We start from the raw sequence: 20,325 nt of genomic DNA, 5'->3' as shown, positions 1-20,325 counted from the left end.
CGAGCGGCGCGCGACAAACCCTGCGCACGCAGCAGCGGGCCGAAGGCGTGCATTTGCGATGCCCGCCGCGCTCGCCGACACTGCGGCTTTCCACAAGGAGTGCCCGCATGTTCAGCCACATCACTGTTGGAACCAACGACATGGACGCCGCGCATCGCTTCTACGATGCCCTGTTCACAGCTCTGGGCGCCCGTGCGGGTGTCTTCGATGACAAGGGTCGGCTGGTGTACTTCAAGGATGGCCGCATGTTCATCGTCACTGCACCGATCGATGGGCAGCCGGCGTGCCATGCCAACGGTGGCACCATCGGCTTCACCCTCGACAGCGCCGAGGCCGTGCGTGGCTGGCAGGATGCGGGCGTGGCCCATGGCGGCACCGCCATCGAAGACCCGGCCGGCATCCGCACCATGGCCGGGCGCCAGCTGTTCCTGGCCTACCTGCGCGATCCGGATGGCAACAAGCTGTGCGCGGTGCACGTAATGTCGTGATTGGCCAGTACGCGCGTGGCCGCGACACACGCGGCCCGCGCGGCTGTGCTCGCAGGCACGCTCCGGCGCGCGCGTGATAACACGGAACCACCAGTGCGGCCTGCGACCGCAGGCCGCAACTTCATGCTCTGTCCACTGCGGTTCAGCCAGAATCGGTCGGCTAACCCTTTGATCTGCCGGAGAACGCCGCCCCATGGAAGCATTGGAGCCGCAACAATCCCCGGTGCGCACCCTTCGGCCTGTGTTCGCCTTCGCGGCGATCATTGTCGTGGCGTTCGCGCTGTTCGTCAGCCTGTTCCCGCTCGGTGCGGGCCGCCTTCTGGTCAAGGCGCAGGACTGGGCCGCCCTCAATGTCGGCTGGTACTACCTGCTGGCGATGACCCTGTACCTGGTGTTCGTGGTCGGCGTGGCGCTGTCCAAGTACGGTGGCATCAAGCTTGGTGCCGACCATGACGAGCCGGAGTTCAGCTACCTTTCCTGGGCCGGCATGCTGTTCGCCGCAGGCATCAGCATTACGCTGTTCTTCTTCTGCGTCTCCGAACCGCTGACCCATTACCTGCAGCCGCCGCAGGGCGATCCGGCGGCCGGTGAAGCCGGTGCGCGCCAGGCCATGCAGCTGCTGTTCCTGCACTGGGGCCTGCATGGCTGGGGGGTGTTCGCGCTGGCGGCGATGGCGATGGCCTACTTCGCCTACCGCCACAACCTGCCGCTGGCGCTGCGCTCGGCGCTGTACCCGCTGATCGGCAAGCGCATCAATGGCCCGATCGGCTACACCGTGGACGCGCTGGGCATTGTCGCCACCGTGTTCGGCATCGGCGCCGACATGGGCTTCGGCGTGCTGCACCTCAACGCCGGCTTGTCGCACCTGTTCAACATCCCGCACTCCAACCTGGTGCAGATCATCCTAGTGGTCAGCATGATGGGCGCGGCGGTGGCCGTGGCCGTCTCCGGGGTGGAGAAGGGCGTGCGCTGGATGGCCAACATCAACATGCTGCTGGCGATCGCGCTGGTGCTGTTCATGCTCTGCGCAGGGCCGACCCAGTACCTGCTGAGCACGCTGATGCAGAACCTGGGCGACTACCTGGGCAGCGTGGTCGGCAAGAGTTTCGACGTGTATGCCTATGGCGGCCGGCCGGAATGGCTGGGTGGCTGGACGGTGTTCTACTGGGCCTGGTGGATCGGCTGGGCGCCGTTCGTCGGCCTGTTCATCGCGCGCATTTCGCGTGGCCGCACCATCCGCGAGTTCGTGTTCGGCGTGCTGCTGATCCCGCTCGGCTTCACCCTGGCGTGGTTGTCGATCTTCGGCAACAGCGCGCTGGACCAGGTGCTGCACCACGGCCAGCAGCAATTGGCGCAGCTGGCGGTGGATGACCCACCGACCGTGCTGTATGCACTGCTGGATGGTTATCCGTGGAGCCGCACGGTGATCGCGGTGACGGTGCTGGTCAGCTTCATCTTCTTCGTGACGTCGGCGGATTCGGGGGCGGTGGTGTTGTCCACGCTGTCCTCGCACGGCGGTGCGCCGGAGGACGATGGCCCGCGCTGGCTGCGTGTGTTCTGGGGCACGGTGATCGCGGTGCTGACCGCTGGTCTGCTGCTGGCCGGCAGCATCGATGCATTGAAATCGGCAGTGGTGCTGGCGTCGCTGCCGTTCTCGGCGGTGCTGTTGCTGATGATGTGGGGCCTGACCCGCGCCTTCAGCGATGAGTCGCATCGCAAACGCGCGCAGCAATACCGGCCTTCGCCGCTGATCGGCGATGACCGCCACCACCAGGGCTGGCGCCAGCGCCTGAGCCAGGCCATGCACTTCCCGGTGCGCGACCAGGTCTACCGCTTCATGGACGACACCGTGAAGCCGGCGATGGAGGCGGTGGCCGAGCAGCTGCGAGGGCAGGGTTGGGATGTGGCGACGCGCTTTGAAGCCGGTGACATGGAGCTGTCGGTGAATCACGGCGAGCAGCAGGATTTCCAGTACCGGGTAATCCTCAGTGGCTATCTGACCCCGTCGTTCGCCGCACAGCAGCTGCGCAACCAGCGCTACTACCGCGCCGAAGTGCATCTGTACGAAGGCAGCCAGGACTACGATCTGGTGGGCTACAGCCGCAAGCAGATCATCAACGACATCATCAGCCAGTACGAACGGCACCTGCAGTTCCTGCACCTGAGCCGCTGATTCGGTGGGTGCGGACCGTTGGTCCGCACTCCTCCCGGGGGTCAGCTCCTTTCCAACGCAAAGGGATCTGACCCCGGTTGCCCGGCCATCACGGCCGCAGCAACACCTTGCCGTTGCGGCCCGATCCGGCACCAGCCTTCACCGCCTGGGCGATGTCGTCCAGTGCAAAGACCTGCTCCACCGGCAGTGTCAGTTCACCACCGGCCGCACGCTTGAGCAGCTCGCCGACCAGCCGGCGCTTGTCCTCCACCGCCATCGCCTGGCTGACCTTGCTGCCCCAGAAGCCTTTCACCGTGGCTTCCTTGTAGATCAGGCCGCCGGCGGGAATGCGCATCGGCTCGCCGCTCATCACCCCGAACGACACCAGGGTGCCGTGGTGACCGAGCAGGTCGACCAGATCAGCACTGGCATCACCGCCGATCGAATCCACTGCGGCCGCCGCCTGCGCTTCGCCAGTGGCGGCGCGCACGCGATCCTTCCAGCCGTCCACCGAGGTATCGAACACGTGATCGATGCCCAGTGCCTGCAGCTGCGCGACGGCATCGGCGTTGCGCACCAGGTTGGCCACGTGCACGCCGCGCGCCCGCGCCAGCATCGCCAGCGACTTGCCGACGGCACCGTTGGCGGTGTTCTGCACGATCCACTGGCCCGCTTCGACACGCAGGAACTCCAGCAGCATCAACGCGCTCAGCGGCATCGCGATCAGCTGTGCGGCCATTTCGTCGGGGATCGCCTCCGGCATCGGAATCACCATGCGTGCCGGTGCAATGAAAGCTTCGGCCCAGGTGCCATGCACCGAGGCGGCGGCCACCCGCTGGCCAACCTGCAGGCCGTCGACGCCGTCGCCGAGTGCATCGACCACGCCCAGTGCTTCACTGCCACCGATCGCCGGCAGCGTCGGCTTGTAGCCATACAGGCCGCGCACGGTCAGCAGATCGTGGTTGTGGATCGAGGCCAGCACGGTGCGGATGCGCACCTCACCGGGGCCGGGCTCGGGCAGGGCGGCATCGGCAATCGCAAGGACGTCGGCCGGGTTGCCGAAGGAGGAGTACTGGGCAGCGCGCATGGGCGGTGTTCCGATGAAAGTTGAAGTTGTATCGAACTGGGGACGCAGGGGATGTCGACAAGGCGTCGCCGCTGCAACACGGCATCCTGCGACGGATCGTCGCGGCATGTCGTGATTACCGCATCTTGTGTTGACGGCTCGGAATATCCCCACTATGTTGTGGCCGTCACTCCCGGTCAGCCGCCGCCGCCGGACATGCAGCAAACGTCCCGCGGCCCGCCCCTGAAGGCTTGCCGTGTCGACGCGGCCGCCATCGTGCGGACACAGGTCGCCCCCACGGCCCGGATACCGGCCGCAGGCGCAGGCGCATGCCGACGACCTGGTGTTCCCGCGCTTTGGCATCCCACCCCGATCGCCCCGTGCGCCGGTATCGCGTGCAGGGCTGCCACGGCATCCACGCACCGTGCGTGCGAGCCTGGAGACGCAGGACCATGACCGACAACACCTACCGCGCGGCCGATCTGGCCGGCGCCGGCGACGCTTTGCGCGCTGGTGGCGAGCGCGTGCCGACCTGGATCACCAAGGAAGCCGGCAACCGCCGCCTGCCGTTCGACGCCGAGCGCCTGCAGCGCAGCATCGATGCGGTGCATGCCGAGTTCCCGCAGCTGGATGTGAGCGACTACCGCCGCGTGGTGCAGGCGATGGTCGAGCGCAAGCCGAGCATCAGCGCCGACGACCTGGTCGATCTGCTGATCCGTGAGGCCGAATCACGCGTGGACCTGGTCGCGCCGGAGTGGGAGCAGTTTGCCGCGCGCATCTACCTGCGCCGCCTGTACAAGCGTGCCAGCCGCAACCGTTTCTACGATGTGAGCCTGAAGTACGGCTCCTACGTGGGCCTGCAGGAAAGCCTGGCTGACCGCGGCATCTACAGCAACGACATCCTGCGCTGCTATTCCAAGGAAGAGCTGCAGCAGGCCGGTGAGATGATTGATCCGGATCGTGACCGCCTGTTCGCCTACAACGGCCTGTACCTGCTGGCCACGCGCTACCTGGCCAGCGACCGCAGCCGCGAGGTCTACGAACTGCCGCAGGAGCGCTGGCTGACCATCGCGCTGTACCTGATGCAGGAGGAAAAGCCGCGCGAGCGGCGCATGCAGCTGGTCGGCGAAGCCTACTGGGCGCTGTCCAACCTGTACATGACCGTGGCCACGCCCACCCTGGCCAATGCGGGCAAGGTCGGCGGCCAGTTGTCCAGCTGCTTCATCGACACGGTGGATGACAGCCTGCAGGGTATCTACGACTCCAATACCGATATCGCCCGCGTGTCCAAGCACGGCGGCGGCGTCGGGGCCTACCTCGGTTACGTGCGCAGCAGCGGCGCGCCGATCCGTGGCGTGCCCAATTCCTCCGGTGGCGTGGTGCCGTGGATCAAGCAGCTCAACAACACCGCGGTATCGGTCGACCAGCTCGGCCAGCGCAAGGGCGCGGTGGCGGTGTACCTGGACATCTGGCATCGCGACATCGAGGCCTTCATGGACCTGCGCCTCAACAACGGTGACCAGCGCCTGCGCGCGCACGATGTGTTCACCTCGGTGTGCGTGCCGGACCTGTTCATGGAAGCGGTCGAGCGCCGTGCCGACTGGTACCTGTTCGATCCGCACGAGGTGAAGCAGGCCAAGGGCTGGTACCTGCAGGACTTCTACGACGAGAAGCGTGGTTCGGGCAGCTTCCGCGACCGCTATGCCGAGCTGGTGGCCGACGAGCGCATCAGCCGACGCACGGTGAAGGCCATCGATCTGTTCAAGCGGATCATGCTCAGCCAGCTGGAGACCGGCAACCCGTTCCTGTTCTACCGCGACGAGGTCAACCGGCGGAACCCGAACAAGCACGCGGGCATGATCTATTCCAGCAACCTGTGCACCGAGATCCTGCAGAACATGAGCCCGACGCGGATGATCCAGGAGATCGTCAGCGGCGACCAGATCGTTACTACGCGCCGCGCCGGTGACTTCGTGGTCTGCAACCTGTCCTCGATCAATCTCGGCCGGGCGATCAGTGCACCGGATGACCTGCTGGCCACCGACGTGCTGGAGCGCCTGATCCCGATCCAGGTGCGCATGCTCGACAACGTGATCGACCTCAATGCACTGCCGGTGCCGCAGGCCACGATCACCAACCGCAAGTACCGCGCCATCGGCCTGGGCACCTTCGGCTGGCACCACCTGCTGGCGCAGCAGGCGATCCAGTGGGAATCGCCGGATGCCGAACAGCTGGCCGACCGCCTGTACGAGCGCATCAATTTCCTGACCATCCAGGCCAGCGCGCAGCTGGCGAAGGAGAAAGGGAGCTACCCGATGTTCGCCGGCAGCGATTGGCACAGCGGGCGCTACTTCAGTGATCGCGACTACAGCGGCGCGGCCTGGGAGAGCCTGGCCCGCGAGGTCGCCACGCACGGCCTGCGCAACGGTTGGCTGCTGGCGGTCGCGCCGAACATGAGCACCGCGCAGATTGCCGGTTCCACTGCCTCGATCGACCCGATCTACAGCGCGTTCTACTACGAGGAAAAGAAGGACTTCCGGCGACCAGTGGCGGCGCCGGGCCTGTCGCTGGAAACCTGGCCGTACTACGAGAAGGGCGCCTACAAGGTCGACCAGTTCGCCAGCGTGCGCCAGAACGCCCGCCGCCAGCGCCACGTCGACCAGTCGATCAGCTTCAACCTGTACGTGCCCAGCACGATCCGCGCCAGCACGCTGCTGGAGCTGCACCTGAGCGCTTGGCGCGAGGGCCTGAAGACCACCTACTACGTGCGCTCCAACGACATCGACATCAGCGAATGCGAGTGGTGCTCCAGCTGACCACCGCTGACCCACGGTAGCGCCGGCCGCTGGCCGGCAACACGATAGAAAGAGAACGAAGGCAGAAACCCATGGCAACCCCCCTCGACCGCATCAAGATCCTCGAACCGCGCCATCCCAACCGCAGCACCGGCATCATCAACGGCCGCACCAGCGGCATCCTCAACTGGAACGACATCCCATACCCGTCGTTCTATCGGGCCTACAAGGAGCTGTCGACCAACTTCTGGATTCCCGACGAGGTCGACATGAAGCTTGATGCCCGCCAGTACGGCGAGCTCAACGCGCGCGAAAAGAACGCGTACGACTCGATCATCGGCCTGCTCGCCACGCTCGATTCGCCGCAGACGCGGTTCATCTACAACGTGGCGGAGTACATCACCGACCCGGCCGCGCATGCCAACGCGGCGATCATCGGCCAGCAGGAAGTGATCCACAACGAAAGCTACAGCTACGTGCTGGCCTCGATCACCGACCTGCCGAACCAGAACCGGGTGTTTGAACTGGCGCGCACCCATCCGACCATCATCAAACGCAACGCACCGATCATGGGCGCGTATGACGACTTCATGCGCGAGAAGACCGCCGAGACCCTGCTGAAGTCGCTTATCCAGTCCTCGATCCTGGAGGGCATCAACTTCTATTCCGGGTTTGCGTACTTCTACAACATGGTGCGGCAGAACCGCATGACCGGCACCGGCAAGATCATCAGCTTCATCAACCGCGACGAGCTGGCCCATACCAAGTTCATCAGCGAGCTGATCCGCGCCATCATCGGCGAGAACCCGGAGCTGCAGACCAACGAGCTGACCGCCTATGTGCACCAGGCGTTCGAGCACGCCATCGAACTGGAGACCGAGTGGTCATCGGAAGTGCTGGACGGCATCGACGGCATCGATGTGGAGGAAATGACACGCTACGTGAAGTACCGCGCCAACAAGATGGCCGGCATGCTCGGCATCGAGCGCCTGTACAGCGACACCACCGACAACGTGATGCCGTGGATCAAGGCCTACGCCGACAACTTCACCGAGACCAAGACCGACTTCTTCGAGATGCGCAATGCAAGTTACAAGAAGACCAACGTCGACAACGGCTTCGACGACCTCTGAGCCCGGCGCGGCGCTGAGCATCCTGCTGGTGGTGGCTTCGCTGAGTGGCAATACCCGCGAGCTCGGCCGGCAGATTGCCGAGCGTTGCCGCGCTGCGGGGCATGCCGTGCACTGGCAGGAGGCCGACGACCTGCGGCAGGCACCGCCGCTGGCGGCCGATGAGGCCGACCTGGTGCTGCTGGGCTGCTGGACCGACAACGCCGGCCGCACGCCGGCAGAAATGAAGGCGTGGGTGGCCGGCATCGCCGAGCGCGGCGAGCGGCCACGGCAGCTGGCGGTGTTCGGCACCGGCGAGACGCAGTGGGGGCAGGAGTACTACTGCGGTGCCGTGCACCGCCTGATCCGCTACTTCCGCAGCGACTACCCGCCGCTGGAGATCGAACAGATGCCGCATGGCGAACGCCATGCCGCGGCCATCGAGGCCTGGACCGATGCGGTCCTGGCCCATTACTGGAGCAACACCGATGCAGATCATCGACGCCACCACGCCTGAGCAGTTCCAGCAGTTGCTGGCCGAACACCCGAGGGTGCTGGTGGACTTCCACAAGGACCAGTGCCCAGGGTGCCGGATGCTGGAGATGTCGCTGCACCGTGTGGCCAACAGCGTGGCGGGGCAGGGCACCACGTTGCTGCGCGTGCAGCTGGAGGTGCTGGGCGAGGCGTTCTTCAGGGAACTGGGGCTGCGGCAGACGCCGACGCTGTCGCTGTTCCGTGACGGCGACGAACGTACCCGCCTGGCCGGGTTCCAGTCGCCGCAGCAGATCGAGGCCGCGATCGCGTTGCATCTGTAGCGTGGAGATGGCGGGGTCGGATCCCTTGCCAGAGGCAAGGGCTCTGACCCCACACCGCGTAAAGGCATTCACGCATGGCGTGGATCTACTGGGGCAGGACCGATCCCGGCATTGGCGTCACCCGCCGGTGAAGGTGTCCACCAGCAGCTTCACGTTCAACACCACGATCACCAGTGCGATTGCCCACGCGATGCCGCCCAGCCAGCGTGGCGCCACCAGCGCGCCCATCGTCACCTTGTCAGTCACGATCCGCACCAGCGGGATGATCGCGAACGGCAGCTGCATCGACAGCACCACCTGGCTCAGCACCAGCAGCTTCACTGCGCCCTGGTCGCCGAACAGCATGATCACCACCACCACCGGAATGATCGCCAGTGCGCGGGTGGCAAGACGCCGCAGCCATGGCGGCAGGCGCAGGTGCAGGAAGCCTTCCATCACGATCTGGCCGGCCAGCGTCGCGGTCACTGTCGAATTCAGGCCGGATGCCAGCAGGGCAATCGCAAACAGCGTGGCCGCTGCACCCACGCCCAGCATCGGCGCCAGCAGTTGATGTGCCTGCTCGATGTCTTCCACGTCGAACCGGCCATTGGCATGGAAGACCGCCGCCGCCAGGATCAGGATGCTGGCGTTGATGAACAACGCCAGGGTCAGCGCTATGGTGCTGTCAGTGACCGCCCAGCGCAGCGCACTGCGACGGCCTTCGTCGGTACGCGGATAGGCGCGGGTCTGCACGATCGACGAGTGCAGGTACAGGTTGTGCGGCATCACCGTGGCGCCAATGATGCCGATCGCGATGTACAGCGCTTGCGGATCGGTCACCACCTGTGCGCGCGGAATGAACCCACCCAGCACCGCCATCACCGGTGGTGCGGCCATCGCGATCTGCACCACGAAGCAGGCGAAGATCACCATCAGCAGCGCGATCACGAAGGCTTCCAGCGCACGGAAGCCGCGGTTCATCAGCAGCAGTACCAGCAGCGTGTCCAGTGCGGTGATCACCGCACCCCACAGCAGCGGCAGGTCGAACAGCAGCTTCAGCGCGATGGCAGTGCCGATCACCTCGGCCAGGTCGCAGGCGATGATCGCGGCCTCGCACAACGCCCACAGCGCCAGGTTCACCGGCTTCGGGTAACGCGCGCGGCAGGCCTGGGCCAGGTCCATGCCGGTGGCGATGCCGAGCCGGGCCGACAGCGCCTGCAGGATCACCGCCATCAGGTTGGAAATGAGGATGACCGACAGCAGCAGGTAGCCGAAGCGCGAACCGCCGGCGAGGTCGGTTGCCCAGTTGCCCGGGTCCATGTAGCCGACCGAGATCATGTAGCCCGGGCCGAGGAAGGCCAGCAGGCGGAACCACCAGTGGCCCTTGTCGGGCACCGCCACCGAGGCGTTGAGCGCGCCCAGGCTGGCCGGAGTAGAGGCCGGAGGGTTGCCGGGCGCCAGAGTGTTCATGGACTCGAATATAGCCCATGCTATAGTCATTAGCAACGTGAAACAATCGTCTTTATCGCGTTACTGGTCCAGAATTCAGGTTCAACACCGGAGCACACCGGAAGGACAGGCGCAGGCGTGGGCAAGACCGACGATTCGACATCGCTGAAAAGCACCCCCTTGATCGAGGCCGAGCGCCAGGTCGAGAGCTTCCGGCAGGTACGCGAGGCGCACCGGATGGAGCTGGTGGAGGACTATGTCGAGCTGATCTCGGACCTGCTGGCCGATGGCGGCGAGGCCCGCCAGGTCGACATCGCCACCCGCCTGGGCGTGGCCCAGCCCACCGTGGCGAAGATGCTGCGGCGGCTGGCCCGTGATGGTTGGGTGGTGCAAAGGCCGTATCGCGGCGTGTTCCTCACTCCCGAAGGCGAGGCGCTGGCCCATGCCAGCCGCCAGCGCCACCAGACCGTGGAGCGTTTCCTGCTGGCGCTGGGCGTTGACCCGGATACCGCACGGCGTGATGCCGAAGGTATCGAGCATCACGTGAGCGAGCAGACGTTGGCGTTGTTCGAAGCGTTCGTGCGCAAGGCCGAGGGCGGGGCGCCGTAGCGGTAGCGCCGGGCCATGCCCGGCGGCCGTAGTGTGGCGTCACGCATTTCGCCGGGCATGGCCCGGCGCTACCGTGATTGGATGCCGGCGTTGGGACAATGGGCCTGCTGCTGCGCGCACGCCCGTTTCGTCCATTCCTTCAATACAGGTTGCAGTCCTTCGTAGCGCCGGCCTTGCCAGCCATTGGCCAGCACTGCACCGTCGGCATCGATCAGCACCAGGTTCGGTGGTCCCAAACCGGCCAGGGCCTGCAGTGCAGGCATGCGCGCGGCGCGGCGCGGGTCCAGCACGGGCCACGGCATGTCCTGCGCGTGCATGTAGCGGCGCAGCGCAGCCTCGCTCTCATCGAGGCTGACATACACCACTTCGGTGTCGGCGCCGGCCTCGCGCAGCGCGTCGCGCACGCTGCGCAGTGTGGGTACGAAGGCATGGCACGGCGCGCACCAGTCGGCGCCGAAGTACAGCGCCACCAGTTTCGGTGGCGGCGACCACTGCATCGGCCGCAGCGAGCGCTGCTCGGGCCGCATCAGCGAGGCGGAAACCTGCGCATGCAGGTCCGCGCCCGTCGCCGGTGCAGCCAGCAGCAAGGCACACGTCAGCAACAGCGTTCGCAGGGCTTCAGAACGCATAGCGCAGGTTTACGTACCACGAGCGCGCGAAACGCGGCCCGTAGACATAGTCGCTGTCACGCAGCGCGCCCACTTCCAGGTCCTTCTGGCGCTGGTCGAACACGTTCTTGACGCCTGCGGCCACCGATACTTCCTGCTGTGCCTGCGCGCCCAGGTGACGGTGCCAACGCGCACCGAGGTCGGTCACCAGGAATGAACGCGTGCGGTGCAGTTCGCCCAGCCGGTTGTTCAGCACCGACATCGGTCCGGTGTGGCGCAGCGCCACGAAAGTTTCCCACGGCTCGGCCGGCATCCAGCTGAGCTGGGCCAGGCCGGTCCAGCGTGGCGTCTTCAGGTAGTCGCGGCTCTCGATGACCGTGTCGCCACCGTCGCCGGTGTCGTCGAAGATGCGTTGCGGTTCGCGGAAGCGCGAGCGGTACCAGGAGGCACCGGCGGTCAGGCGCCACTGTGGCGACGGCTGCCAGCCGAGGTTGGTCTCTGCGCCCAGCACATTCGAGCCGGAGGCGTTGTAGCGCAGCTGGCTGAGCTGGCCGTCATCACCGCGCTGGATCTCGCCCAGCGCGAAGGTATCGCGGATGCGCGCATACGAGGCGGTGGCATCCCAGCTCCAGACCGGATTGGCCGGGTCCGAACGCCAGTCGAAGCCGAACAGGGTGGTCAATGCGCGCTCTTCCTTCAGGCCGTCGGCGTTTCGCACGCGCACCTGTTCGCCACCCAAGGTATCGACATGCACGTCCTCGACGAAGATCTCCGGGGCGCGGAAGCCGGTGGCGATGCCCGCGCGCCACTTCAGGTTCGGGGTGGCCTGCCAGGCCAGCGCGATGCGCGGCGAGAACACCGCGTTGTCCAGCTCCGAGCTCTTGTCCACGCGTGCGCCCAGCACCAGGTCGACGTCGTCGCGCAGGCTCCATTCGTCCTGGATGAAGGCGCCCAGGTTGTGGAAGGTTGCATCCTCCAGCACGGCAAGACGCTGGCCGTCACCGGTGCGGTTGTCGTCGCGCAGCGCCTCGTGCTTGTACTGCACGCCGAAGGCGAGCGCGTGCGCGCCCAGCCGCCAGTTCAACTGGCTGTCGATGTAGTGCAGCGGGTTGTGGGTACGGCCGTACTGGCGCCACGAGCGCGAGGCCGCGCTGCCAGCCACGTTCGGGTCCAACTGTGACGGGTCATAGCCAGGGGCAGAGGGATCGGTGACCACGTCACCCAGGCCGCCATAGAAGCTGTCACGGTCGATGTCGGCGAAGGCGTAGGCCAGGCGGAAGTCGACGTCGGCATTGATCTCCTGGTCCCACGACACGCTGCCGCGCCGGTACTTCGTATCCAGCGATTCGGCGATGTTGGCCAGGTACTCGGGCTGGTCCAGGCGGTTGCCGCCGCGGCGGGTTTCATCGGTCACCTGCAGGTCCAGGCGCAGCCGCGCGCCCGGCGTGGGCGCATACCAGGCCTGCAGCCCGCCGACCTTGAGGTTCTTGCGGGTGATTTCGGTGTAGCCGTCACCGTTGTAGTCGATGCCGCTGTTCCAGTTGCGCTGGGCGATCACCGACAGCCCGGCGTCTGCGTCCTTGGCGACCAGATCCAGTCGCACGTCGGCGTTCTTCTGCGGTGTGCCCTTCAGCACGTCCACGCCGGCCTGCACATGGCCGCCACTACGCGCCGGCAGCGGCGGGATCAGGTTGATCACACCGGCCACCGCACCCGGGCCATACAGCGCCGAGCCGCCGCCCTTGACCACTTCGATGCGGTCGACGAAGCCGGCCGGAATCTGTTCCAGGCCGTACACGCTGCCCAGCGTGGACAGCAGCGGAATGCCATCGAACAGCGGCTGGTTGTAGGCGCCCGGCAGGCCCAGCAGCTGCACCTCGCTGGTGTTGCAGTTCTGGCAGTTGCTCTCCACGCGCAGGCCGTTGATCAGCTCGGCGGCACGCGAGAAGTCGGTGGCCGCACGCAGCGCGATGTCTTCCTTGCGCAGCACCTCGGTGCGGATCGGCACGTCCGACAGCAGGCGTTCGCTGCGGGTGGCGGTGCTGACTTTCACCTGCACCCTGTCCAGTTCGGTGGGTTTCGGGGCGGCCGCCAATGCGGGCAGTGGCAGGGTGAGGGCAATGGCGGTAGCCAGTGGCAGGCGGCGAAGGAGGGAAACGGGCATGAGGCGTCGTCCTTGGGGAGGGAGGGCGGCGAGGGCGACCTGGCTGGTGCATATGAAAGCAGTGGCTTATGAATATAGCAAGTGCTATATAACGAAGCTGCGGCAATTTGGTGAGGAGCACCCATCCAGGTGGATCATGCGGGTGTTATAACATTACATACGACAGCCGCAACCCTGCCGGTGGTCATGCACGGAGGATGGCGTTGCCGTGTGGTGCAGGGGGACGGGGTCAGAGCCCTTTCCTTTGGAAAGGGATCCGACCCTGGGAGCGGATTGTCAGCCGCGGCGGAATGCGGCGGGGGTGCGCGCGCCGACGATGATCATGCGGATCATCGTGGAGATCTGCTCGACCAGCTCCGGATCCTTCTCAGGCGGCAGGTCCATGGCAGTGGCGCCCATCGCGAACACCAGCCGGGTGATGGCCTTGGCCACCAGTTCCGGGGCATGCAGCACGGCGCCATCCAGTGCGGCCAGGCGCACGAGGTCGTGCTGCAGCTCTTCCTCGAAATAGTGCAGCTCGCGTTCGACCGCGTGCTTGAAGTCGTCCGAGCCGACCGCGCCCTCGCGCAGCAGCACGTGCAGCAGCTTGTCGTCGGCGCGCAACTGTTCCATGAAGGTCTCCACCGAGACCCGCACGACGCTGCTGGCGGTAGAGGTGGCGCGCTGGCGGGCCTCGCCGATGATGGTGCGCAGCGAGCGGCCGGCGGCATCGATCAGCGCCACGGCCAGTTCGTCCATGTCGCGGAACTGCCGGTAGAAGCTGTTCGGCGCGATGCCGGCCTCACGTGCCACTTCGCGCAGGCTGAGCGTGGACAGGCTGCGGTGCGGCCCGATCAGTTTCAGGGCGGCGGCCAGCAGATCCTCGCGGCTCACCGTACGGCGGGCCGGGCTGTTGGCATCTTCGGGCGTCGACAAGGCGGTGGCGGCGGCCATGGGGGTTCCGGTGGGGCGAGGCTGAATCATACCCAATCCGGTTCAATATACACATGTATACACAGGTGTATGTGCGCCCGTATAGTTCGCCCATGAGCGCTGTCGTCCGTCCGTCCCTGTTCTCTCCGTACCGCTGGGTCTCGCCGTCGCTGTTCGATTTCTGGGCGGGCCAGCTCAATCCCCTGTGGACCCTGCATGAGCCGGTGGCCCGCCTGGTCCGGCGTGAGCCGGCCGGCGACGGCGCGTCGACCCTGGTCCTGCGCACCAACCGGCACTGGGCCGGCATGCGCGCCGGCCAGCACGTCACCCTGGGTGTAGAGATTGAAGGACGCCTGTGGCAGCGCAGCTACAGCCCCACCGCGTTGGGGCGGCGCGAGCTGGCGCTCACCGTCAAGGCGGTCGATGGCGGCCGGGTCAGCCAGCATCTGGTCCACCATGCGCAGCCGGGCGAGTTGTTCCGCCTGGGGGCTGCGTTCGGTGAATTCCAGTTGCCGGCGGCGGCGCCGGCGCTGTTGTTGGCCGCCGGCAGTGGCATCACGCCGATGCGCAGCCTGCTGCGCGAGGCTTGCCAGCGCCCGCTGGCCGCGCCCGTGGATCTTTTCTACTGGGAGCGCAGTTCCGCCCACCTGCAGTTCCGTGATGAACTGCAGGCGCTGGCCGCGAGCCAGCCGAACCTGCGCGTGCACCTGTTGACCACCCGCGAAGGCGATGTACCCGCCGCACGCATCGATACCCACGACCTGCAGGTAACCGGCGATGACACGCCGCTGGCGCAGCGCCATGTACTGGCCTGTGGCCCGAATGGATTCGTTGCCGCTGCGCGCGAACGCCTGGCGCACCAGGTCGCGGGTTTCCAGGCAGAAGCGTTCACTCCGCCAGCGCCCCTGAACGACGCCAGCAGCGAAGGCGAGGTGGTGCTGACGTTGGCCCGCAGTGGCCGCCAGCTGAGCGTGCCGCGCGGCAGCTCGTTGCTGGAAAGCCTGGAAGCCCATGGCATCAAGCCCAGGCACGGCTGCCGCATGGGCATCTGCAACACCTGCAGCTGTGACCGCGTCAGTGGCGCCACCCGCCACCTGCGCACCGGCGACCTGCAATCCGGATCGGCGCAGCCGGTGCGGATCTGCGTGAGCGCACCGACCACCGACCTGACCCTGGATCTCTGAGGACGCCTGCCATGACCCGCGCTACCGACCGTGCCCTGAGTACTGCCGAGATGCATGCCTTCGGTGAGGAACTCGACGCGATCCGCGACCGTGTGATCGGCAGCCTCGGTGCCTCCGATACCCGTTACATCCGCCGCGTGGCCGCCGCCGTGCGCTGGTTCGGCGTGGGTGGCCGTGGCCTGTTGTTCCTGGCGGCGTTCTCGCCACTGTTCTGGATGCCGCTGCTGTGGCCGGCCGCGATCACCGGCACGCTGCTGCTGGCGCTGTCGAAGATCCTGGAGAACATGGAGCTGGGCCACAACGTGATGCACGGCCAGTTCGACTGGACCGGCGACCCCAAGCTCAACGGCAACACCTACGAGTGGGACATCGTTGCCACTGCCGACAACTGGCGCAAGACCCACAATTTCCGCCACCACACCTACACCAACGTGCGTGGCATGGACGATGACATCGGCTACGGCCTGCTGCGGATCTTCCCGGAACAGCGCTGGAAGCCGTTCTACCTGCTGCAGCCGATCATCGCGCCGATCTTCGCACTGCTGTTCCAGTGGGGCGTGGCTGCGCAGGACCTGCGCCTGGGCCGCTGGCTGAAGGGCCGCATGAGTGCGCGTGCGATGTGGCTGCAGACCCGCCCGGTGGCGCGCAAGATGCTGCGCCAGGTGCTGAAGGACTACGTGTTCTTCCCGCTGCTGGCCGGCCCGTTCTTCCTCACCGTGATGCTGGGCAACCTGGTGGCCAATGGCCTGCGCAACATCTGGACCTACGTGATCATCTTCTGCGGCCACTTCACCGCCGAATCGGAGACCTTCCCGAAGGAGTGCCTGCGCAATGAATCGCGTGGACACTGGTACCTGCGCCAGCTGCGCGGTTCGTCCAACATCAGTGGTGGCTTCCTGATCAACGTGCTGTCGGGCAACCTCAGCCACCAGATCGAGCACCACTTCTACCCGGACCTGCCGGCCAACCGCTATGCGGCCATTGCCAAGGAAGTGAAGGACATCTGCCGCCGCTACGGCCAGCACTACAACAACGGCTCGCTGCCGCGCCAGTTCGGCCAGGTGGTCTGGCGAATCCTGCGCCACGCGTTCCCGAGCAAGCCACGCCGCCTGCCGATGTCGGACATCATGTCCGCACCGGCATCGGCCAACGCGGGCTGATCGGCTCAGCCCGCTTTCGCCAGGGCCGCTTGATCGCGGTCCAGGCGTCGCAGGAACACCTGCATTTCCTTGCGTGCCTGCTGGTCGCCCTTGCTGCCGGCCACGCTCAGGCCGCGTTGCCAGGCCTCGCGTGCCGCCTGCGGCTGGCCGCCGGCCAGCCAGGCTTTGCCCAGCAGCTTCCACGCGGCCGAGTACTGTGGATCAAGCACCACGCAGCGGCCCAGATGGGTGGCCGCGCGCACCGGGTTGCCGGCATCCAGCCAGCCCTTGCCCAGGCCGAAGCGCAGCAGCGCGCCGTCCTTGCCGCTGGCCAGCATGCCTTCCAGAGCCTCGATGTTCATCCGCGCACCTCCACAAGCAGCTCGGCCGGGCCGGGCTGGAAGCGGCCACGATGGAACAGCAGCGGCGCGCCGCCGTTCTCGTTGACCTCGATGATGCGGCCGGCCAGCAACAGGTGATCGCCCACCGGCCACTGCGCGTGGCGGGTGCAGGTGAGATGGGCCACCGCACCGGCAATGCGCGGCGGTGCCTCTTCGTCGTCGTCCAGCAGTGGCAGGTCGTCGAAGCGGTTGCGTACCTGCGGATCGGCGAAGCGCCGTGCCAGCCCCTCCTGATCGGCTGCCAGCACGCTGATCGCAAAGCGGGTGGCACGCTGGAAGGTGGACAGGCTCTGTGCGTGCAACGCCAGGTTCCACAGCACCAGTGGCGGCTGCAGCGACACCGGTACGAACGAATTGATGGTCAGGCCGACCGGTTTTCCCTGCGCATCGCGTGCGCAGACGATGGCCACGCCGGTAGGAAAGTGGCCGAGCAGGCGCCGCAGGGCACGCGGCGGCATCTCGACCGACGGCACCGGGGCCGGGGCGGGGAAGACCCCCGCCCACGGCCCGGCGTACGGCAGTGTCTCACCGCTCATGAGGCCCTGGCCTGGCGGTAGCGCCGGCCAACCTCGGCCCAGTTGATGATGTTGAAGAACGCACCGATGTAGTCCGGGCGACGGTTCTGGTAGTGCAGGTAGTAGGCGTGTTCCCAGACGTCCAGTGCCAGGATCGGGGCATTGCCGGACAGCCCGACCGCTGCGCCCATCAGTGGGCTGTCCTGGTTGGCGCTGCTTTCAACCTGCAGGCGGCCAGCGCGATCGCTGGTCAGCCAGGCCCAGCCGCTGCCGAAGCGGGTCTGTGCGGCCTTGGTGAAGGCGTCCTTGAAGGCATCGAAGCTGCCGAGGTCGCGGTCGATGGCGGCGGCCAGCTCATCATCGGGCGTGCCGCCGTTGGCGCCGAGCACGGTCCAGAACAGGCTGTGGTTGGCGTGGCCACCGCCGTTGTTGCGGACCGCGCCGCGCTGCGCTTCGGGCACGGCATCGAGGTTGGCGATCAGCGCCTCGACCGGTTGCGCAGCCAGGCCGGCCTGCTCGATGGCGGCATTGAGGTTGTTGACGTAGGTCTGGTGGTGCTTGCTGTGATGGATCTCCATCGTGCGCGCATCGAAGTGCGGCTCAAGAGCGTCATAGGCGTAAGGGAGCGGGGGAAGCGAGTAAGGCATCGAAGCAATCTCCGTGGGGAAGGCCAGCGGACCGGCCGTGGGGAGATCGTTATCGCACCTCAACATTGGTTGAGGTCAAGAGCAGAAGCAGGAGAAGATTCAGTAGTGCCAGCCCATGGCTGGCAGCTTCATGCACCTCGAGCTGCCAGCCATGGGCTGGCACTACCGAATCTCAACTCAACCAATCCTTGCACGCACCATCCACCTGTTCACCGCACGCCTGCTGCATCCGCTGTTGCAAGCGCGCCAGCGTCTCTGCGCCCCGGTGCTTGCTGCTCCACGCCTTCAGCTGCCCGGCCAGGCGCTCGAAACGCTGGCGGGTACGCTGGTGGTAGCCCGACGGTTGTGCCTCCAGCTCGGTAATCAACGAGGCGGTGGCCTGCTCGATGCGCGGTGCATCGTCCGGCGCCAGCTTGAGCAGGCCTTCCACGTAGAGCACGCCCCACTGCACGCGGGTGGCCGGGCCCTGCGCGCCATCGTAGGCGCGCTTCAGCCACGCCAGCGCACCGGCGGTGTCGCCGCGCTGCTCGGCCAGTTCGGCCAGTTCGGGCATGTAGTAGTACGGCTGTTCGCTGCGCTTCAGCTCGGCCAGCAACAGCGCCTCTGCCCCCGTGTCGTCGCCGACCTCGCGCAGGGCATAGACCGCACTGCCGATGGTGGCCTGGCGTGCATGCGCATCGGTAGCGGCGGCATCGGCAGCGGCCACGCGTTGCTTCACCCGTTCCACCAGCGCGGCCGGCAACGCGCCCTTTGGCTGCTGCTGGCGGGCCAGCGATACTTCGGTCAACGCACGCGACAACGCATCGTCGGCGCGGTCGCCGCGTTCGGCATCGGCGCGCTCCAGTGCGACCAGCAGCTGCTGGCCCAGTGTATTGGACGTGGCCGGGCCTGCGCTGGCCTGCTTCACGAGTTTGGCGCCGGCATAGCCCAGCAGCTCGCGGTTGCGACGCACCTCCGCAGGTTGCGCCAGCACGGCCTGCAGCAGTTCGCGCACTTCGGTGGGCGCGGCATCGGGCTTTTCGGCTGTAGCCAGGGCAAGAAGGGCGAAACGGCGCTGCAGGGCGGCGCCGGGTGCGGCCTTGGACAGCTGGCGCAGCACGTCCTGGCTCCGGCGCTCGCCGGCCAGGCGGTTGGCGTCTACTTCCCAGCCATAGTCGCCCAGCACCTGCCAGTCTTCGGCGGCCAGCCGGCCCGGTGTAGCCAATGCGGTAGCCAGGGTGGCAGCAACAGCACTGCGGCGGCCTGCAGCCACGGTCAGGGCCCGGGTCAGTTCGGCGGCGTCATTGCCACCGGCCACACGGGTGATTTCGTTGCGCTGCGGGTCCAGCACGATCAGCGTCGGGTAGCCGCGCACGCCGAAGCGCTCGCCCCAGGCCTGCGCACCTTCCTCGTCGCCATCCAGGTAGACCGGCACGAACTTGCTGGTCAGCGCGATGAACGCCGGGTCCTTGAACAGGCCGGCCTTGAGCTGGTTGCACGGTGGGCACCAGACGGCGCCCCAGTACAGCAGCACCGGCTTGCCGCTGTCGGCGGCCTCGGCGAAGGCATCATCGACGTCGCCCTGGCGCCAGGCGATTCCCTTGGCCGGTGCGGGCGCCTCGGCGGAGTTGGCGGTGGAAACCGGGGCCGGGGTGCAGGCGCTCAGCGCCGAAGCCAGCAGCAACACGGAAAGCGCGACGCGCATCGGCAGCATCTCGAAGGGCGGGGTGAAAGGCCATTGTAGGAACGGCCGGCGCAGGCGCTGATTCAGTTTGCTTATGACGGGCGTGCTGCAGGGCATGACGGCCGGCGCGCATTGCAGGGCAGTTGCCTTCAGGCCGTTGCCCGCACCATCTGCTGATACACCAGACCATTGAACTCGCTTACATCACCATCCAGCACGAAGCCATAGCGGAGGTAGGTCGGCACCGCATTGAGGGATGCGCGCACGGTCAGCACCGGTTCGCGCACCTGCGGCAGCACCGCCTCGAACAGCGCATGGCCGATGCCCTGGCCCTGGCAGGCGGGATCGACGAACAGCATCGCCAGGTGCCGGCCTTCCTTCAGTTCGATCACGCCGACGATGAGGCCGTCCTGCTCGGCCACCAGGATGTGGTTGTCACCCTGCAGGCGCACAGCGAACGCATCCGCTGCAGCGACACTGCCGAACGTGGCAATGCCGGCAGCGCCGAGCGTCGGCGCCACTGCCTCGTTGAACGCGGCCAGGCACAGCGTACTGATCGCAGGCAGGTCATCGGCATGAGCGGGACGGATCTTCGGCATGCAGCGTTCTTCCTGTGGTGTGTGGCGTGTC

Annotated in this window: 19 protein-coding genes; 9 read left to right on the top strand and 10 right to left on the bottom strand. The window is 66.6% G+C overall.

Translation table 11 applies throughout. From position 1 onward, the window contains the following. Positions 1 to 107 precede the first annotated feature (107 nt). Positions 108 to 488: a VOC family protein gene (locus ACYKG1_RS12395; RefSeq protein ID WP_478470637.1), complete on the top strand. Its 381-nt coding sequence runs from the start codon at positions 108 to 110 to the stop codon at positions 486 to 488. A gap of 193 nt (positions 489 to 681) precedes the next feature. Next, entirely contained in the window at positions 682 to 2,661 is a 1,980-nt protein-coding gene (gene betT, locus ACYKG1_RS12390; protein ID WP_100472946.1) for a choline BCCT transporter BetT, read from the top strand. An 88-nt stretch (positions 2,662 to 2,749) separates the two neighbouring features. Here the strand turns inward: betT and ACYKG1_RS12385 are convergent, their stop codons facing one another. Further along, the gene (locus tag ACYKG1_RS12385) at positions 2,750 to 3,727 is read right to left on the bottom strand and encodes a zinc-binding dehydrogenase (RefSeq protein WP_478470636.1); all 978 of its coding nucleotides are present in this window, start codon (positions 3,725 to 3,727) and stop codon (positions 2,750 to 2,752) included. Positions 3,728 to 4,158: 431 nt separating this feature from the next. Here ACYKG1_RS12385 and ACYKG1_RS12380 point away from each other — a divergent pair, with 431 nt between their 5' ends. The 4 genes from ACYKG1_RS12380 (at position 4,159) to ACYKG1_RS12365 (ending at position 8,425) form a co-directional block, all read left to right on the top strand. After that, entirely contained in the window at positions 4,159 to 6,522 is a 2,364-nt protein-coding gene (locus tag ACYKG1_RS12380; protein WP_478470635.1) for a ribonucleoside-diphosphate reductase subunit alpha, read from the top strand. 71 nt (positions 6,523 to 6,593) lie between these two features. Continuing rightward, positions 6,594 to 7,634, top strand: a complete 1,041-nt coding sequence (locus ACYKG1_RS12375; protein WP_100472937.1) for a ribonucleotide-diphosphate reductase subunit beta — start codon at positions 6,594 to 6,596, stop codon at positions 7,632 to 7,634. Positions 7,635 to 7,659: 25 nt separating this feature from the next. Beyond that, complete coding sequence (locus ACYKG1_RS12370; protein WP_083797426.1) at positions 7,660 to 8,127, top strand: flavodoxin; 468 nt, start codon at positions 7,660 to 7,662, stop codon at positions 8,125 to 8,127. Continuing rightward, the gene (locus ACYKG1_RS12365; RefSeq protein ID WP_005409967.1) at positions 8,099 to 8,425 is read left to right on the top strand and encodes a thioredoxin family protein; all 327 of its coding nucleotides are present in this window, start codon (positions 8,099 to 8,101) and stop codon (positions 8,423 to 8,425) included. Before ACYKG1_RS12370 ends, ACYKG1_RS12365 begins: the two co-directional genes overlap by 29 nt. Positions 8,426 to 8,542: 117 nt before the next feature. Here the strand turns inward: ACYKG1_RS12365 and ACYKG1_RS12360 are convergent, their stop codons facing one another. Continuing rightward, a complete protein-coding gene (locus tag ACYKG1_RS12360) occupies positions 8,543 to 9,874 on the bottom strand; it encodes an Nramp family divalent metal transporter (RefSeq protein WP_478470634.1) in 1,332 nt (443 codons plus the stop codon). 117 nt (positions 9,875 to 9,991) lie between these two features. Here ACYKG1_RS12360 and mntR point away from each other — a divergent pair, with 117 nt between their 5' ends. After that, the gene (mntR, locus tag ACYKG1_RS12355) at positions 9,992 to 10,462 is read left to right on the top strand and encodes a manganese-binding transcriptional regulator MntR (RefSeq protein WP_014037494.1); all 471 of its coding nucleotides are present in this window, start codon (positions 9,992 to 9,994) and stop codon (positions 10,460 to 10,462) included. Between the two features lie 68 nt (positions 10,463 to 10,530). Here the strand turns inward: mntR and ACYKG1_RS12350 are convergent, their stop codons facing one another. The 3 genes from ACYKG1_RS12350 to fabR form a co-directional block, all read right to left on the bottom strand. Next, positions 10,531 to 11,091, bottom strand: coding sequence for a thioredoxin-like domain-containing protein (locus ACYKG1_RS12350; protein ID WP_100472931.1), 561 nt, complete (start codon positions 11,089 to 11,091; stop codon positions 10,531 to 10,533). Next, positions 11,081 to 13,234: a TonB-dependent receptor plug domain-containing protein gene (locus ACYKG1_RS12345; protein ID WP_478470633.1), complete on the bottom strand. Its 2,154-nt coding sequence runs from the start codon at positions 13,232 to 13,234 to the stop codon at positions 11,081 to 11,083. Before ACYKG1_RS12345 ends, ACYKG1_RS12350 begins: the two co-directional genes overlap by 11 nt. A gap of 276 nt (positions 13,235 to 13,510) precedes the next feature. Beyond that, complete coding sequence (fabR, locus tag ACYKG1_RS12340; RefSeq protein ID WP_100472925.1) at positions 13,511 to 14,167, bottom strand: HTH-type transcriptional repressor FabR; 657 nt, start codon at positions 14,165 to 14,167, stop codon at positions 13,511 to 13,513. Positions 14,168 to 14,259: 92 nt separating this feature from the next. Between fabR and ACYKG1_RS12335 the strand changes: the two genes are divergently transcribed. Together ACYKG1_RS12335 and ACYKG1_RS12330 are read left to right on the top strand one after the other, a co-directional pair. Beyond that, entirely contained in the window at positions 14,260 to 15,330 is a 1,071-nt protein-coding gene (locus ACYKG1_RS12335) for a ferredoxin reductase (protein ID WP_262083261.1), read from the top strand. Positions 15,331 to 15,341: 11 nt separating this feature from the next. Then, complete coding sequence (locus ACYKG1_RS12330) at positions 15,342 to 16,490, top strand: fatty acid desaturase family protein (RefSeq protein WP_075677930.1); 1,149 nt, start codon at positions 15,342 to 15,344, stop codon at positions 16,488 to 16,490. Positions 16,491 to 16,495: 5 nt separating this feature from the next. Here ACYKG1_RS12330 and ACYKG1_RS12325 read toward each other — a convergent pair whose 3' ends face one another. The 5 genes from ACYKG1_RS12325 to ACYKG1_RS12305 all read right to left on the bottom strand — a co-directional run bounded on the left by ACYKG1_RS12325 (position 16,496) and on the right by ACYKG1_RS12305 (position 20,294). After that, positions 16,496 to 16,831 (bottom strand): tetratricopeptide repeat protein, encoded by a 336-nt coding sequence (locus tag ACYKG1_RS12325; RefSeq protein WP_478470632.1) that lies wholly within the window; start codon positions 16,829 to 16,831, stop codon positions 16,496 to 16,498. Next, on the bottom strand, positions 16,828 to 17,406 hold the full coding sequence (locus ACYKG1_RS12320; RefSeq protein ID WP_100472917.1) for a flavin reductase family protein: 579 nt from the start codon (positions 17,404 to 17,406) through the stop codon (positions 16,828 to 16,830). Before ACYKG1_RS12320 ends, ACYKG1_RS12325 begins: the two co-directional genes overlap by 4 nt. Further along, complete coding sequence (locus ACYKG1_RS12315; RefSeq protein WP_478470631.1) at positions 17,403 to 18,032, bottom strand: superoxide dismutase; 630 nt, start codon at positions 18,030 to 18,032, stop codon at positions 17,403 to 17,405. The genes ACYKG1_RS12320 and ACYKG1_RS12315 overlap by 4 nt, the downstream gene beginning before the upstream one ends. A gap of 172 nt (positions 18,033 to 18,204) precedes the next feature. Continuing rightward, positions 18,205 to 19,725: a thioredoxin family protein gene (locus tag ACYKG1_RS12310; RefSeq protein ID WP_478470630.1), complete on the bottom strand. Its 1,521-nt coding sequence runs from the start codon at positions 19,723 to 19,725 to the stop codon at positions 18,205 to 18,207. Between the two features lie 119 nt (positions 19,726 to 19,844). Then, positions 19,845 to 20,294, bottom strand: a complete 450-nt coding sequence (locus ACYKG1_RS12305) for a GNAT family N-acetyltransferase (RefSeq protein ID WP_478470629.1) — start codon at positions 20,292 to 20,294, stop codon at positions 19,845 to 19,847. Positions 20,295 to 20,325: the final 31 nt, after the last annotated feature.

The organism is Stenotrophomonas sp. 85239_Sma (assembly GCF_056481725.1).
This window is presented reverse-complemented; position numbering and strand designations above follow the sequence as displayed.

Bases quoted from the DNA above. Each gene is read 5' to 3' on its own strand.
- ACYKG1_RS12360 (WP_478470634.1), bottom strand. From the start codon at position 9,874: ATGAACACTCTGGCGCCCGGCAACCCTCCGGCCTCTACTCCGGCCAGC.
- ACYKG1_RS12325 (WP_478470632.1), bottom strand. From the start codon at position 16,831: ATGAACATCGAGGCTCTGGAAGGCATGCTGGCCAGCGGCAAGGACGGC.
- ACYKG1_RS12330 (WP_075677930.1), top strand. From the start codon at position 15,342: ATGACCCGCGCTACCGACCGTGCCCTGAGTACTGCCGAGATGCATGCC.
- ACYKG1_RS12380 (WP_478470635.1), top strand. From the start codon at position 4,159: ATGACCGACAACACCTACCGCGCGGCCGATCTGGCCGGCGCCGGCGAC.
- ACYKG1_RS12375 (WP_100472937.1), top strand. From the start codon at position 6,594: ATGGCAACCCCCCTCGACCGCATCAAGATCCTCGAACCGCGCCATCCC.
- ACYKG1_RS12385 (WP_478470636.1), bottom strand. From the start codon at position 3,727: ATGCGCGCTGCCCAGTACTCCTCCTTCGGCAACCCGGCCGACGTCCTT.
- betT (WP_100472946.1), top strand. From the start codon at position 682: ATGGAAGCATTGGAGCCGCAACAATCCCCGGTGCGCACCCTTCGGCCT.
- ACYKG1_RS12395 (WP_478470637.1), top strand. From the start codon at position 108: ATGTTCAGCCACATCACTGTTGGAACCAACGACATGGACGCCGCGCAT.
- ACYKG1_RS12310 (WP_478470630.1), bottom strand. From the start codon at position 19,725: ATGCTGCCGATGCGCGTCGCGCTTTCCGTGTTGCTGCTGGCTTCGGCG.
- ACYKG1_RS12350 (WP_100472931.1), bottom strand. From the start codon at position 11,091: ATGCGTTCTGAAGCCCTGCGAACGCTGTTGCTGACGTGTGCCTTGCTG.
- ACYKG1_RS12345 (WP_478470633.1), bottom strand. From the start codon at position 13,234: ATGCCCGTTTCCCTCCTTCGCCGCCTGCCACTGGCTACCGCCATTGCC.
- ACYKG1_RS12335 (WP_262083261.1), top strand. From the start codon at position 14,260: ATGAGCGCTGTCGTCCGTCCGTCCCTGTTCTCTCCGTACCGCTGGGTC.
- ACYKG1_RS12365 (WP_005409967.1), top strand. From the start codon at position 8,099: ATGCAGATCATCGACGCCACCACGCCTGAGCAGTTCCAGCAGTTGCTG.
- fabR (WP_100472925.1), bottom strand. From the start codon at position 14,167: ATGGCCGCCGCCACCGCCTTGTCGACGCCCGAAGATGCCAACAGCCCG.
- ACYKG1_RS12320 (WP_100472917.1), bottom strand. From the start codon at position 17,406: ATGAGCGGTGAGACACTGCCGTACGCCGGGCCGTGGGCGGGGGTCTTC.
- ACYKG1_RS12305 (WP_478470629.1), bottom strand. From the start codon at position 20,294: ATGCCGAAGATCCGTCCCGCTCATGCCGATGACCTGCCTGCGATCAGT.
- ACYKG1_RS12315 (WP_478470631.1), bottom strand. From the start codon at position 18,032: ATGCCTTACTCGCTTCCCCCGCTCCCTTACGCCTATGACGCTCTTGAG.